The following is a 13715-nucleotide window of genomic DNA, read 5'->3' on the forward strand; positions in this document are numbered from 1 at the left end:
ACTGCACCTCACATCGTTTCATGCATCATGCGTTTAAAAACCGCTTCAATGCTGGAATTCGTTTGATGACAAAGAAATCTAAAAGCCACACGATAACTAAGGACAGTCCGACTAAAGGAAAGACGAGACCAAACACCACGATTATACACGTCACAATGCGCATTGCATTTCCTTCAGGAACTTTAGGAGCGCCTATGTTTTTAGCTGGTTTTCGTTTCCACCACAGTAAGGCTCCGCTGATAGCAATACCAGCAATTCCGATACAAACAATGAGGCCCATAAGCTGATTTATAAACCCAAACTGTGTACCTTTATGAAGCGTAATACCAAGTGCAATCAATTTTCCCATAAATCCATAGTTGTCGTACCGATAATCGGCTAACACAGCGCCGGTGTATTGATCAAGGTGAATGGTTGCTTCATCCTGAGCTCTTGGTGAAAATACAGAGAGCGTATACACGCCTTGAGGTTCTTGCGGAATAGAAATGGTATAGCCGTCGTGCATATGCTGTTCTTTTGCCATATCTACAATGTCATCAAGCGATACTTTTGTATATTGCGAAGCTGTGGAGTTTGGAACTTCTAGGGTTTCAGCTCCCCAAGGCACGTCCGCTACATCTTTTGTTTGCACGGTTGAAGTAGGTGCACTGCCTACCCAAATAGAAGGAGGGTACCCAACGCCTGCGTTTGTGGCGATTTGCTGAAACGCATTGCCCCACAGTCCTGACCACGGAAGGCCCGTTAGTACGAGAAAAAGCATACCAGCTGAAATCCAAAAGGCCGGTACCGCATGAAGGTCTCGTGTAAGCACGTTTTTACCTTTTGAAAAACGAGGAATCAGCACGCCTTTTATTTTGTCTTTTTTGCGCGGCCACCATAAAAAAGCACCGGTTACAATTAAGACAATCGCCCAGCAGGCCGCAAGTTCTACGATACGATCACCCGCTGTTCCTGCCATTAGCTCTCCGTGAAATTCTTCAATTTGATTCATTAAGCGACTCGAATCATCCAGTTTTCCTACAATGTGACCATTGTGAGGATTAACAAAAATCGTATATGTATGGTCTTTTAATGAGATTCCTACTTCTGAAGAACGAGTGGAGCGCTCACTGGGCTTATACGTCAACACGTCAGCGCCTGGATACTTTTCCTTTACAGCCTGCACTTGTGCTGAAGGGGATGTAGACTGTGATTGAGCTTGAACATGATACAAGTCGTGGTACAGTCTTTCTTCAATTTGAGGCTTGAACAAATACACGCCTCCAGTAACAGCTAATATAAGAAGAAACGGAGTAAACACTAAGCCCGCATAAAAGTGCCAGCGCCATATGGCTTTGTATAGACCTTGAGAACGCGCTGTGCTTTTTTTAGTTGTACTCGCTGTTTCTTCGCGCTTTTCCTGCATCGTTTTTTCCTCCTTTTTACTAACTAGCGTGCTTTTATTATAGAAGGAAAGGGAGAAATAGCCATCACTCCTGAGAGTGATTGTTGGGACTTATAAGAGAAAGGTGCTGATAAAAAAAACAGCTCGTGAAAGCTGTTAGTTCATTAAGCCGTTTTGAAACGCATAGCTTGTCAGCTGCACGCGGTTTTCTAAATGAAGCTTGCTTAAAATATTTTTCAAATGGCTTTTTACCGTGTGTTCAGAAATAAATAACTGCGCGGAGATATCGCGGTTTGACAGTCCTTTAGCCACTAATTGAAGTACTTCAAGCTCTCGTGCAGAAAGGGGAGTGTCGGGTTTTTTTATCGATGTTTCTTGCGGAAACTCTTTTAAAATTTGAAACGCAATTTCTTTTGACATAGGAACTTCATCTAAAGCGAACGCACGCAAATAGTCGTACCACACTTCAGACTGCAGGTTTTTTAATAAATAGCCCTGTGCGCCTTTTTTCAGCGCATCAAATAAATCCGTAATATCGTCTGAAACCGTGATAACCACAATTTTAACGTACGGAAACTGAAGCTTAATTTGTTTAGTTGCTTCTAAACCGTCCATCACAGGCATTCCAATATCCATTAGTACGATATCGGGCATTAATTTTTCGGTCAGTTCAATGGCTTCTTGCCCGTTGGTTCCTTCGCCAACAATAATAAAATCTTCATATTCTTCTAAAATATCGCGAATGCCTTCTCTCGCATGGGCATGATCATCTACAATCAAAATACGAAACGGCTGCATTTACATAACCCCCTTTTTAATGCTAACAATGGTTTGGTTCTGTTTTCGCTCAATGGAAAAGTCCCAGTTCATGTCCTTCGCACGATCTTTCATAATTTGCAAACCAAGACCGGACTTGAGAGAGTCGGACGTAAAACCTGTACCGAAATCTATAATTTCACAAATCCATCCCCCGGCCGTTTCAGTGGCTGTAATCCAGATTTTATTCGTTTTTGCATGTTTGATTACATTCATAGCCGCTTCCTTTACACAAGCAAACAGCTCGTTTTTTTCTTTCCTCGACAGCGTTGTTTCTGACAGTCTCCAATCTAGGTTTACATCTAGTAAATGAGTATGTGTTAAATCATCGACGTATTGATGAATGCTTTCAGTCCAGCTTTCGGAAGAGTCAGACGGAGAGTGCTTTAAATTCGTAATCGCTTGACGCGTATCGTCATGGACATGCTGAAGAGTTTGTTTCATCCGGATAAAGTCAGGATCCTGTTCTAATTTATTTTTTCTTCCGAACTTGTTCATTTTAACAGATAGGAGAAACAGCGACTGCGCAATGCCGTCATGCAGTTCACGAGCTAATTTTTCACGTTCAATAAGTGCTGCTTTCTTTTCTTTTTCTTGTCTTAGTTCCTCTTGCATTTTTTCTAAAATAGAAAATAAATAGCGGACAAACACAAGCGTTACAAAAAAGACAAGGAGCGGAGAAAGCACATTTCCCATATCCATTGAGATGTAAGGGAGCAAAAAGGCATGACGAACATACTCCCAAAGAGCGATGGTCAGAGTTGGAAGAAGCAAAATCAGCCATTTAATTTGTCTATATTTCACGGTATCCCTTCTTTCGTCCATAAAATGTGTCTATATTTTATCATTTGAGCGGAAAATTACTAGAGGAAAGAAGAGAAATCACTCTTAAGGGTGATTAGTACCACCGGTAGCTGAACGGATAAAAGTAATGGAAAAAAGTCTCATCTGCAATATCATACAAGAAAAATTTTTGAGTGAATGGTATGGTTAAAAAGCTTAGTATGTGACAAGGAGGGGTCATTGATGGTAAAAGAAATTCGCACGGCGCACGTTGACGCCGATTTACATATTGAAGCTTATCGTTTTAAAGGGATTATGCAAAAGTTTCCTGCTCATTTTCACGAGTATTATGTGATTGGATTTATTGAAGAAGGTCAGCGTCATTTAATTTGCCAAGGCAAAGAATACATCATTAATCCAGGCGATTTGCTGCTGTTTAATCCGTATGATGTCCATAGCTGTGAACAAATAGACGGCAAAACGCTTGATTATCGCTGTATTAACGTGACGCCAGAAGTGATGAAAAAAGCTGTTTTTGACATTAACGGCAGTGAAAGTCTTCCGCGTTTTAACAGCAGCGTGGTGCAAAGAAGTGATGCTGTCTCTAGTTTAAAAGAGCTTCATTTGCAAATTTCAAATGGTGAACGGGAGTTTAAGAAAGAAGAGTTATTTTTATATTTGCTGGAAGAACTCATGCAGGATCATTCAAATCTTTCTTTTCTTTCGTCAGATGTTGACACGTCCCGTGAAATTACAACGATCTGCAGCTATTTGGAAGACAACTATACAAACAAAATCACGCTGGATGAGTTAAGTCAGCTAATTGGATGGAGCAAATACCGGCTGCTGCGCTCTTTTACAAAGCAAAAAGGAATCTCTCCATACAGCTACTTGGAAACAATTCGAATCAATCAGGCTAAAAAGCTGCTAGAGCAAGGAAAAAAACCGATTGACGTATCTTTTTTAACGGGATTTAGTGATCAAAGTCATTTGACTAAATTTTTTAAAAGTCAGGTTGGGTTAACGCCAAAACAATATATGAAAATATTTGAAAGTGAAAAGAAAACAGGATGCTAGTAATAGCTTAAAAGGGAGAGAAGAGCTGTGGATCATTTAGCTGCTTACATGCTGATGGCGCTGGTTATGTCGATGATACCTGGTGCTGATACAATTCTTATTATGAAAAATACGCTTCATCACGGAGCAAAAGCAGGACGTTTTACCATACTCGGTATGGCTACAGGCCTCACGTTTTGGACGTTAATTGCTGTGCTTGGCTTGTCTGTTGCTATTGCGCAGTCGGTGTATCTGTTTAACACGATTAAATACATAGGGGCAGCGTACTTATTTTACTTAGGCATCAAAATATTTCTGACAAAAAATACGCTCTCATTGAAGGCTATTTCAGAAGAAACAAAAACTGTAAAGTCTTCATCTAATCGCTGCTATAGAGAATCATATATGCAAGGGGCTCTTAGTAATTTTCTTAATCCTAAAACGGTATTAGTTTATATTACGTTTATGCCGCAGTTTATTAACTTGGATGCACACACAAATCAACAGCTGCTGATACTTGGCTTTATTCTGACGCTTATAGCAGTAGGATGGTTTTTAATCTTGGTGTATGTAATAGATTACGTGAAAAAATGGTTTAAAAAACCGGTGTTTCAAAAAGCCTTTCAACGATGCAGCGGCGTGCTGCTGATTGGTTTTGGAATAAGAACAATAGTGTAATCGTAGTTAGTAAGCAAAAAGAGGCTGGTATAAAAATTGTTAGTTGAAGGAAGATCCGAACGAGTTTGATTCTTGATTGAAAATCAAACTCGTTCGGATTTTTTTATTAGTATGATGAACATAGCTTTCATATATTTATTCAGTTATTTCTAGCTGTTGATTGGAGGGCAAGGCGAAGACTCCTGCGGAAAAAGCGGAATAGGTGATACCCCGCAGGAGCGTATGCGACGAGGAGGCTCACCGGCCGCCCGCGGAAAGCGAAGTCTTGCACGGAAATCCACAGCGGTGTCACAAGCCCCCCATACTAGTTCATGTATCCAATTTGCTCGTCTTTAGGTTGTATTGATTTAACTATGTCTCAATTTCTTTTCTTAACGTTTAAAAACACGTAAACGAAACAATTTGTCGTGTATCCACACCGAAAATGGTCCAAAAACGTCCGTTCCATCTAAATCCTGCAACCGATCGCGGGCCTACAAAAATAGGAAAATACCAGAAGCTAGAGCCGTTTCTAAGCCATATGAACGTGTTGCGGAATAGACATAGAGAAATGGCTCCTGGGTCAACAGCAAATGGAGTTGCCGTTTGTTGAGCCGGAATAAATGCCGGCGGAGGAGAAGTTGGGGCTTGCTGCGGGCTAGGTGTAGGTAAACCGCCTGGTGGTCTAGGTGGACCGGGCGGGAGTTGAGGTCCAGGAAATCTTGTCGGGTACAAATAAAAATCCATGTAGTTAATGTCCATTTTTTAATCACCTCGATTTTTTTATCACTATTTTATAAAGTATGAGAAAGTTGCCTAAATGGATTGGGCAATTATAGCGTTTTTTACATAGGCCTTTTTTACGAATAAAAGTTTGGTTCCTAAGTCCGAAGTAAATTCCTTCATGAACTCGATAAAAGCTGAATAGGATAAAACAGAGTGTGTTTTTAGAGGAGGACTTTTCATGGATAACAATCCAAAAAAGATGTTTACACCGGTTAAGACCTATCAACCTTTCCACAGTATCTATGATCCTTGCCGGCCGATAGGAGTTAAATATTATTCTACGCCGCCTCAATTATACATGGGATTTCAGCCGCCGAATCTGCAGCAGTTTTCACCGAAAGAAGCGCTAAAAAAAGGAACGCTGTGGCCGGCTTTTTGGGACTACTATGAAAATCCATACAAAGATAAGAAGAGGGATGAAGAATGAAAAATCTACCTCCGGAGTACTATCAGGATTTAGAAGAAATACAGGCGATTGATTTTGCACTAGTAGAATTAACGCTGTATTTGGATACCCATCCAAATGACCAGCAGGCTATGCAGCAGTTTAACGAATACGCGCAGCAGGCTATGCAGTTAAAAAGAACCTTTGAAACAAAGTACGGGCCGCTTCAGCAATATGGAAACAGTTATACCGACGGAAAGTGGAGCTGGGGAACAAGCCCTTGGCCATGGCAAATATAAGCAGATAAAGGCGGGAACGATATGTGGGTGTATGAAAAGAAATTGCAGTATCCAGTGAAAGTAAGCACGTGTAATCCAACGCTTGCCAAATATTTAATGGAACAATACGGGGGAGCGGACGGAGAGCTTGCGGCAGCCCTGCGTTATTTGAATCAGCGCTATACAATTCCCGATAAAGTGGTTGGACTGCTAAACGATATCGGGACAGAAGAGTTTGCTCATCTTGAAATGATTGCTACGATGATTTATAAGCTAACAAAAGATGCAACGCCGGAGCAGCTGAAGGCAGCAGGATTAGCAGAACACTATGTGAACCATGATAGTGCACTTTATTACAATAATGCTGCTGGGGTTCCGTTTACAGCTACTTATATACAGGCAAAAGGAGATCCGATTGCAGATCTTTATGAAGACATAGCTGCAGAAGAAAAAGCAAGAGCTACATATCAATGGTTAATTGATATATCAGATGATCCTGATTTAAACGATAGCTTACGATTTTTACGAGAAAGAGAGATTGTTCACTCACAGCGGTTCCGCGAGGCCGTGGAGATTTTAAAAGATGACAGAGACAGGAAGAAAATCTTTTAACTAGTAAAAAAACATCCCCCTTGGCGAATGCATACGAAAGGAGGGATGTTTTTTATTATGGCAGCGTCGATTATACGCTGGAACTGCAGTGACAAGAAACAACCTTTAATTTCCCTTCAACATCTTTCCAAACTCGCGTATAGCTGTATTCGCCTCCGATCGATTCACCGGTTGCCAGTGCCCCATTCAACGCTATTTTTGTAATCGTAACGGCAAGTTCTTGAAACAGTTTAACTTCTTGTTCCAACACTTCAATACCCGCTATATCCAAACTTTTTGAGCGATGAGCATTTATATCTTGCTCTTTTGACAACCATTGCCCAAGATGATTCACAAAAATAAGTTCATCTGAAAGTAACTCTTCTAATAGCTCTACGTTATTAGAAAGCATGGCTGAGCGAAGCATTTCTTCGTATTCTATAACTCTTGCTTGATTCATTTTTAATCCTCCTTTACGCCTTGTGTAACTCTTTTCTATTTCCACGTTGCTTTTCCTTTAAACTTCTGCCCTTAATAAGGTGTGTTAAATTATGTTAATAGAGGGGATAAGTGGACTAATTTTCTGTAAGCACAAAAGATTCTGAAAGACTCGGTTAATTACCTTTAAATGGTATAAAATTAGAATGAAAGAACCTTTTCTTTCCACTTTTCTAGTTATCTTTTTACTATTAAGATGCAGTTTTTTATACTTGTAATTGTAGCGGAATGAACGTTCATTCCGTTTTTGGAAAGAGGTGATAAAGTGGAATCTACTCCAACAAAACAAAAAGCGATTTTTTCTGCTTCGCTTCTGCTGTTTGCAGAAAGAGGATTTGATGCAACCACGATGCCAATGATTGCAGAAAATGCCAAAGTAGGAGCAGGAACAATTTATCGCTACTTTAAAAATAAAGAAAGCCTTGTAAACGAACTGTTTCAGCAGCATGTGAACGAGTTTTTACAGTGCATTGAAAGCGGCCTGGCAAACGAAAGAGAAGGATACCGAGATGGGTTTCATCATATCTTTGAAGGTATGGTGACATTTACTAAAAATCATCCTCGTGCTCTTGGTTTTATTAAAACTCATAGCCAAGGAGCTTTTTTAACGGAAGAGAGCCGCTTCGCATATCAAAAGCTGGTGGAATTTGTTTGCACGTTCTTCAGAGAAGGACAAAAGCAAGGTGTGATTAGAAATCTTCCTGAAAATGCGCTAATTGCTATTTTATTTGGAAGTTTTATGGAAGTATATGAAATGATTGAAAATGACTACTTATCTTTAACTGATGAACTTCTTACAGGTGTAGAAGAGAGTCTGTGGGCAGCACTTAGCAGACAATCATGAAACTTAACAAATGAAAGAGGGATAACATGACAATTAAAGAAATGCCTCAGCCAAAAACGTTTGGAGAGCTTAAAAACTTACCGTTATTAAACACAGACAAACCACTTCAGACGCTGATGAAAATTGCGGATGAATTAGGGGAAATCTTTAAATTTGAAGCGCCTGGCCGTGTAACGCGCTACTTATCAAGTCAGCGTCTAATTAAAGAAGCATGCGATGAGTCCCGATTCGATAAAAACTTAAGTCAAGCGCTTAAATTTGTGCGTGATTTTGCAGGAGACGGTTTATTTACAAGCTGGACTCATGAGAAAAACTGGAAAAAAGCGCATAATATCTTACTTCCAAGCTTTAGCCAGCAGGCAATGAAAGGCTATCACGCAATGATGGTCGATATCGCCGTGCAGCTTATTCAAAAGTGGGAGCGTCTAAATGCAGATGAGCATATTGAAGTACCGGAAGACATGACGCGCTTAACGCTTGACACAATCGGTCTTTGCGGCTTTAACTATCGCTTTAACAGCTTTTATCGCGATCAGCCGCACCCGTTTATTACAAGTATGGTCCGTGCATTAGACGAATCGATGAAAAAACTGCAGCGTGCAAATCCGGATGACCCGGCTTACGATGAAAATAAGCGTCAGTTTCAAGAAGATGTTAAGGTGATGAACAACCTAGTAGATAAAATTATTGCAGATCGCAAAGCAAGCGGTGAACAAAGCGATGATCTATTAACGCATATGCTAAACGGAAAAGATCCAGAAACAGGTGAGCTGCTTGATGACGAGAACATTCGCTATCAAATTATTACGTTCTTAATTGCGGGACACGAAACAACAAGCGGTCTGTTATCATTTGCGCTGTATTTCTTAGTGAAAAATCCACATGTATTACAAAAAGCAGCAGAAGAAGCAGCACGAGTTCTAGTAGATCCTGTTCCAACCTACAAACAAGTCAAACAGCTTAAATATGTGGGCATGGTCTTAAACGAAGCGCTGCGTTTATGGCCGACGGCTCCTGCGTTTTCTCTATATGCAAAAGAAGATACGGTGCTTGGAGGAGAATATTCGTTAGAAAAAGGCGATGAACTAATGGTTCTGATTCCTCAGCTTCACCGTGATAAAACGATTTGGGGAGACGATGTAGAAGAGTTCCGCCCAGAGCGTTTTGAAAACCCAAGCGCGATTCCGCAGCATGCGTTTAAACCATTTGGAAACGGGCAGCGCGCGTGTATCGGTCAGCAGTTCGCTCTTCATGAAGCAACGCTTGTACTTGGTATGATGCTAAAACACTTTGATTTTGAAGACCATACAAACTATGAGCTGGATATTAAAGAAACTTTAACATTAAAACCTGAAGGCTTTGTGGTAAAAGCAAAATCGAAACAAATTCCGCTTGGTGGTATTCCTTCACCTAGCACTGAACAGTCTGCTAAAAAAGTACGCAAAAAGGCAGAAAACGCTCATAATACGCCGCTGCTTGTGCTATACGGTTCAAATATGGGAACAGCTGAAGGAACGGCGCGTGATTTAGCAGATATTGCAATGAGCAAAGGATTCGCACCACAGGTCGCTACCCTTGATTCGTACGCCGGAAATCTTCCCCGCGAAGGAGCTGTATTAATTGTAACGGCGTCTTATAACGGACACCCGCCTGATAACGCAAAGCAATTTGTCGACTGGTTAGACCAAGCGTCTGCTGATGAAGTAAAAGGCGTTCGCTATTCCGTATTTGGATGCGGTGATAAAAACTGGGCGACAACGTATCAAAAAGTGCCTGCTTTTATCGATGAAACGCTTGCCGCTAAAGGGGCAGAAAACATCGCTGACCGCGGTGAAGCAGATGCAAGCGACGACTTTGAAGGCACATATGAAGAATGGCGTGAACATATGTGGAGTGATGTAGCAGCCTACTTTAACCTCGACATTGAAAACAGTGAAGATAATAAATCTACGCTTTCACTTCAATTCGTCGACAGCGCCGCGGATATGCCGCTTGCGAAAATGCACGGTGCGTTTTCAGCGAACGTCGTAGCAAGCAAAGAACTTCAACAGCCAGGCAGTGCACGAAGCACGCGTCATCTTGAAATTGAACTTCCAAAAGAAGCTTCTTATCAAGAAGGAGATCATTTAGGCGTTATTCCTCGCAACTATGAAGGAATAGTAAACCGCGTAACAGCAAGGTTCGGCCTAGATGCATCACAGCAAATCCGTCTAGAAGCAGAAGAAGAAAAATTAGCTCATTTGCCACTCGCTAAAACAGTATCAGTAGAAGAGCTTCTGCAATACGTGGAGCTTCAAGATCCTGTTACGCGCACGCAGCTTCGCGCAATGGCTGCTATAACGGTCTGCCCGCCGCATAAAGTAGAGCTTGAAGCCTTGCTTGAAAAGCAAGCCTACAAAGAACAAGTGCTGGCAAAACGTTTAACAATGCTTGAACTGCTTGAAAAATACCCGGCGTGTGAAATGGAATTCAGCGAATTTATCGCCCTTCTGCCAAGCATACGCCCGCGCTATTACTCAATTTCTTCATCACCTCGTGTCGATGAAAAACAAGCAAGCATCACAGTCAGCGTTGTCTCAGGAGAAGCGTGGAGCGGATATGGAGAATATAAAGGAATTGCGTCGAACTATCTTGCCGAGCTGCAAGAAGGAGATACGATTACGTGCTTTATTTCCACACCGCAGTCAGGATTTACGCTGCCAAAAGATTCTGAAACGCCGCTTATCATGGTCGGACCGGGAACAGGCGTCGCGCCGTTTAGAGGCTTCGTGCAGGCTCGCAAGCAGTTAAAAGAACAAGGACAGTCGCTTGGAGAAGCGCATTTATACTTTGGCTGCCGTTCACCTCATGAAGACTACCTGTATCAAGAAGAGCTTGAAAACGCCCAAAATGAAGGCATCCTTACGCTTCATACCGCTTTTTCTCGCGTGCCAAATCAGCCGAAAACATACGTTCAGCACGTAATGGAACAAGACGGCAAGAAATTGATTGAACTTCTTGATCAAGGAGCGCACTTCTATATTTGCGGAGACGGAAGCCAAATGGCGCCTGACGTTGAAGCAACGCTTATGAAAAGCTATGCTGACGTTCACCAAGTGAGTGAAGCAGACGCTCGCTTATGGCTGCAGCAGCTAGAAGAAAAAGGCCGATACGCAAAAGACGTGTGGGCTGGGTAAATTAAAAAGAGGCTAGGATACAAATAGTTTAGTTGGTTGAAGGAAGATCCGAACGATGAATCGTTCGGATCTTTTTATTGATAGAGTGAACGTAGATTTCATCTATTTAGTGGCTTGTAGCGGTTGATTGGAGGGCAAGGCGAAGTCTTGCACGGAAATCAACCGAGGTTTCTAAAGTGATCTATACGAGTTCATTTCTCCCATTTATTCGTCTTTTGTCCCCACTTCATTTTTATAGCGTCTTAACGTTTCTTCTGCGTGACAGCAAATCTTTTCAATTAGCTCCCGAGGTTCTTCAATAAAAGCATGAGCCCCTAAGGTATAGAAAAAAGAAGCCATGTAGCTTAATTCATTTCCATCAGTTATTGTATCGATGTAGCCATTCCCATCACGCGCCACCTTCACGTGATTTTCAAGCCACGGAACGCCTTTACACTGACGAACGCCTTCGTGTGTCAAGGTTACTTTTAACGAAATCGGCTGTGAGTTTACCGGTTCTGTTTCAAGCCATTCCTTTAACGTAAAAGATATATTTTTGTCTTTTTCTAAAACCTTTAATGAGTGAATACGATCCGCTCGAAACAATAATACTTTTTGCTTATCGTAAGAATAGGCAGGGCAGTACCATAAACCGTTATGAGCATAAATTCCAAGGGGTTTGACTTGTTTTCTTGTTTGACCCGCCTTTGAATCATAAAGAAATTCAATATATTTTCCTGCAAGGCTTGCTTCTAAAAGCTCTTTTAAATAAGGAGTGTCAAGGTTTCTTTTAGGATTCCAAAACGCAATATGAGCACTCATTTTATCTACTTTTTTCTTTGTTTCCTCAGACAGGTACACATAAAACTTTTGAAGAGCCGCATGAATTTCTGCATCAAACGGAAGGTCATGATAATACTGCAGAGCTTGATAAGCAAAAAAGATAGAAATAGCTTCTTCTTCCGTAAACAAAATAGGAGGGAGAATACGATTCTTTAACACTTTGTAACCGCCGCTCCGTCCTTTTTCACTGTAAAGAGGCAGCCCTAATTCACTTAAGTCCAGTAAATAGCGCTGGACGGTCCGCACGGAAAGACCAAATTCCTCCGCTAGTTCTTTTGCCGTAAATGTTCTTTTTGTATTAATAAACATGAGCATATCAACAAGCCGTCTAGACTTAGCCATTTATTTTCACCTTTTTCTTTTAATATGACAAAAAGTGTCGTATTAAGATGATATCATACAGAAACAGTAAAGTTGAAAGGAGAAAAGAGAATGAAGAAAAAAATCGTCGTATATATTGCGGCAAGCTTAGACGGGTATATTGCAAGAGAAAACGGAGAGATTGACTGGCTGGAAAGCGTAGAAGGAGAGGGAGACAACGGCTACGAAACGTTTTATCAAACGTGTGATGCGGTCGTTATGGGAAAAGCCACGTACGACCACGTGCTGAAGCTCACACCTGAGTTTCCGTATCTCGATAAAAAGTGCTACGTGTTTAGCCGCTCAGCTCAAGGAAAAGATCAGTATGCAGAGTTTATAAATGAAAGCGTGGCGTCATTTCTCAACAACCTCAGTCAAGATACGAAAAAAATATGGCTGGTGGGAGGCGCTGATATTCTCGCTGATTTCTTAAAAGCAAAGAGGGTGGATGAATTTATTATATCGGTCATTCCCGTGTTGATTGGGGCTGGTATTCCGCTGTTTAAACGAGGAATTCCCGAAATGAACTTGAAGCTTACCGATATAAAACAGTACGGGCAAATTGCTCAGCTTTATTATGAAAAAGAATAAGCTTTTCGTAATAAAAACTCTTTCTGCAGTGTCAGTGTGCTCATCGTGTATGTAACATCCAGCTATTGTTATTTTAGGGACAGTGACATCAAGAGCGTCCTTTTTTCATAGTATATTTTTGGGGTGAAAAAATGCCAAGAGTAAATTATCGAGATTCAGACGTTGCTTTAATGGCAAGGATGATGAGAGCAGAAGCTGAAGGCGAAGGAAAACAAGGAATGCTGTATGTTGGAAATGTCATTGTCAATCGTCTTAAAGCAAACTGTTTAGATTTCAAGAATTTAAGATCCGTTCCGCAAGTTATTTATCAGGTGCAGGGAGGCAACTACTCGTTCGAGGCTGTTCAAAAAGGAAACGTATTTTATCAAAGAGCAAGAGGTGTTGAAAAAAGGTTAGCCAAAAAGAATTTGGATTATTGGAGAGAACATCCGGGGAAATATGCACTGTGGTACTTTAATCCATCCGCTCCATGCCCTCCAACCTGGTACGGTCAACCGGCTTCTGGTCAATACAAAAATCACTGTTACTATGAGCCAAAGCCCGGAACATGCGCTAGCGTTTATAACGGATAGATAGCTTAGAAAATATGCTGCATTCTGAAAGTCTGGCATCAAATCCAAACCTTTAGCTGCAGGTGACAAGGTAATCGTTCTTCATATAATAAGAGAAAGCCCTCTTTTAATAAAGG

16 protein-coding genes are annotated in these 13715 nt (G+C 41.2%); 10 read left to right on the forward strand and 6 right to left on the reverse strand.

The window, feature by feature from the left end; all coding sequences use genetic code 11:
• Nucleotides 1-25: 25 nt before the first annotated feature.
• The 3 genes from AC1D0Y_RS16940 to AC1D0Y_RS16950 form a co-directional block, all read right to left on the reverse strand.
• Complete coding sequence (locus AC1D0Y_RS16940; RefSeq protein ID WP_477707807.1) at nucleotides 26-1405, reverse strand: PepSY-associated TM helix domain-containing protein; 1380 nt, start codon at nucleotides 1403-1405, stop codon at nucleotides 26-28.
• A gap of 135 nt (nucleotides 1406-1540) precedes the next feature.
• Nucleotides 1541-2182, reverse strand: coding sequence for a response regulator (locus tag AC1D0Y_RS16945; protein WP_013083981.1), 642 nt, complete (start codon nucleotides 2180-2182; stop codon nucleotides 1541-1543).
• A complete protein-coding gene (locus tag AC1D0Y_RS16950; protein WP_060745316.1) occupies nucleotides 2183-3004 on the reverse strand; it encodes a sensor histidine kinase in 822 nt (273 codons plus the stop codon).
• A gap of 222 nt (nucleotides 3005-3226) precedes the next feature.
• Here AC1D0Y_RS16950 and AC1D0Y_RS16955 point away from each other — a divergent pair, with 222 nt between their 5' ends.
• The 3 genes from AC1D0Y_RS16955 (at nucleotide 3227) to AC1D0Y_RS16965 (ending at nucleotide 5053) form a co-directional block, all read left to right on the forward strand.
• The gene (locus AC1D0Y_RS16955; protein ID WP_264388136.1) at nucleotides 3227-4060 is read left to right on the forward strand and encodes an AraC family ligand binding domain-containing protein; all 834 of its coding nucleotides are present in this window, start codon (nucleotides 3227-3229) and stop codon (nucleotides 4058-4060) included.
• Nucleotides 4061-4087: 27 nt separating this feature from the next.
• A complete protein-coding gene (locus AC1D0Y_RS16960; protein WP_028409291.1) occupies nucleotides 4088-4717 on the forward strand; it encodes a LysE family translocator in 630 nt (209 codons plus the stop codon).
• A 156-nt stretch (nucleotides 4718-4873) separates the two neighbouring features.
• Complete coding sequence (locus tag AC1D0Y_RS16965; protein WP_081085213.1) at nucleotides 4874-5053, forward strand: hypothetical protein; 180 nt, start codon at nucleotides 4874-4876, stop codon at nucleotides 5051-5053.
• Between the two features lie 42 nt (nucleotides 5054-5095).
• On the opposite strand, the gene AC1D0Y_RS16970 is transcribed toward AC1D0Y_RS16965, so the two are convergent.
• On the reverse strand, nucleotides 5096-5458 hold the full coding sequence (locus AC1D0Y_RS16970) for a hypothetical protein (protein ID WP_013083977.1): 363 nt from the start codon (nucleotides 5456-5458) through the stop codon (nucleotides 5096-5098).
• Nucleotides 5459-5660: 202 nt separating this feature from the next.
• Here AC1D0Y_RS16970 and AC1D0Y_RS16975 point away from each other — a divergent pair, with 202 nt between their 5' ends.
• From AC1D0Y_RS16975 to cotJC, 3 genes are read left to right on the forward strand one after another with little or no spacing between them, the layout of a single operon-like run.
• Nucleotides 5661-5909 (forward strand): spore coat associated protein CotJA, encoded by a 249-nt coding sequence (locus AC1D0Y_RS16975; protein WP_013057939.1) that lies wholly within the window; start codon nucleotides 5661-5663, stop codon nucleotides 5907-5909.
• The gene (locus AC1D0Y_RS16980) at nucleotides 5906-6166 is read left to right on the forward strand and encodes a spore coat protein CotJB (protein ID WP_028409289.1); all 261 of its coding nucleotides are present in this window, start codon (nucleotides 5906-5908) and stop codon (nucleotides 6164-6166) included. The genes AC1D0Y_RS16975 and AC1D0Y_RS16980 overlap by 4 nt, the downstream gene beginning before the upstream one ends.
• A gap of 21 nt (nucleotides 6167-6187) precedes the next feature.
• On the forward strand, nucleotides 6188-6757 hold the full coding sequence (cotJC, locus tag AC1D0Y_RS16985; RefSeq protein WP_013083974.1) for a spore coat protein CotJC: 570 nt from the start codon (nucleotides 6188-6190) through the stop codon (nucleotides 6755-6757).
• Between the two features lie 70 nt (nucleotides 6758-6827).
• Here the strand turns inward: cotJC and AC1D0Y_RS16990 are convergent, their stop codons facing one another.
• Nucleotides 6828-7196, reverse strand: coding sequence for a nuclear transport factor 2 family protein (locus AC1D0Y_RS16990; RefSeq protein WP_060745318.1), 369 nt, complete (start codon nucleotides 7194-7196; stop codon nucleotides 6828-6830).
• A gap of 303 nt (nucleotides 7197-7499) precedes the next feature.
• Here AC1D0Y_RS16990 and AC1D0Y_RS16995 point away from each other — a divergent pair, with 303 nt between their 5' ends.
• A complete protein-coding gene (locus AC1D0Y_RS16995; RefSeq protein WP_028409287.1) occupies nucleotides 7500-8078 on the forward strand; it encodes a TetR/AcrR family transcriptional regulator in 579 nt (192 codons plus the stop codon).
• Between the two features lie 26 nt (nucleotides 8079-8104).
• Nucleotides 8105-11254, forward strand: coding sequence for a bifunctional cytochrome P450/NADPH--P450 reductase (locus tag AC1D0Y_RS17000; RefSeq protein ID WP_060745319.1), 3150 nt, complete (start codon nucleotides 8105-8107; stop codon nucleotides 11252-11254).
• A 204-nt stretch (nucleotides 11255-11458) separates the two neighbouring features.
• Here AC1D0Y_RS17000 and AC1D0Y_RS17005 read toward each other — a convergent pair whose 3' ends face one another.
• Nucleotides 11459-12418: a helix-turn-helix transcriptional regulator gene (locus AC1D0Y_RS17005; protein ID WP_253351458.1), complete on the reverse strand. Its 960-nt coding sequence runs from the start codon at nucleotides 12416-12418 to the stop codon at nucleotides 11459-11461.
• A gap of 90 nt (nucleotides 12419-12508) precedes the next feature.
• Between AC1D0Y_RS17005 and AC1D0Y_RS17010 the strand changes: the two genes are divergently transcribed.
• Nucleotides 12509-13027 (forward strand): dihydrofolate reductase family protein, encoded by a 519-nt coding sequence (locus AC1D0Y_RS17010; RefSeq protein WP_060745321.1) that lies wholly within the window; start codon nucleotides 12509-12511, stop codon nucleotides 13025-13027.
• A gap of 131 nt (nucleotides 13028-13158) precedes the next feature.
• Entirely contained in the window at nucleotides 13159-13599 is a 441-nt protein-coding gene (locus tag AC1D0Y_RS17015; protein ID WP_013083968.1) for a cell wall hydrolase, read from the forward strand.
• Nucleotides 13600-13715 lie beyond the last annotated feature (116 nt).

It is taken from the genome of Priestia sp. P1_B12_1, assembly GCF_056406695.1.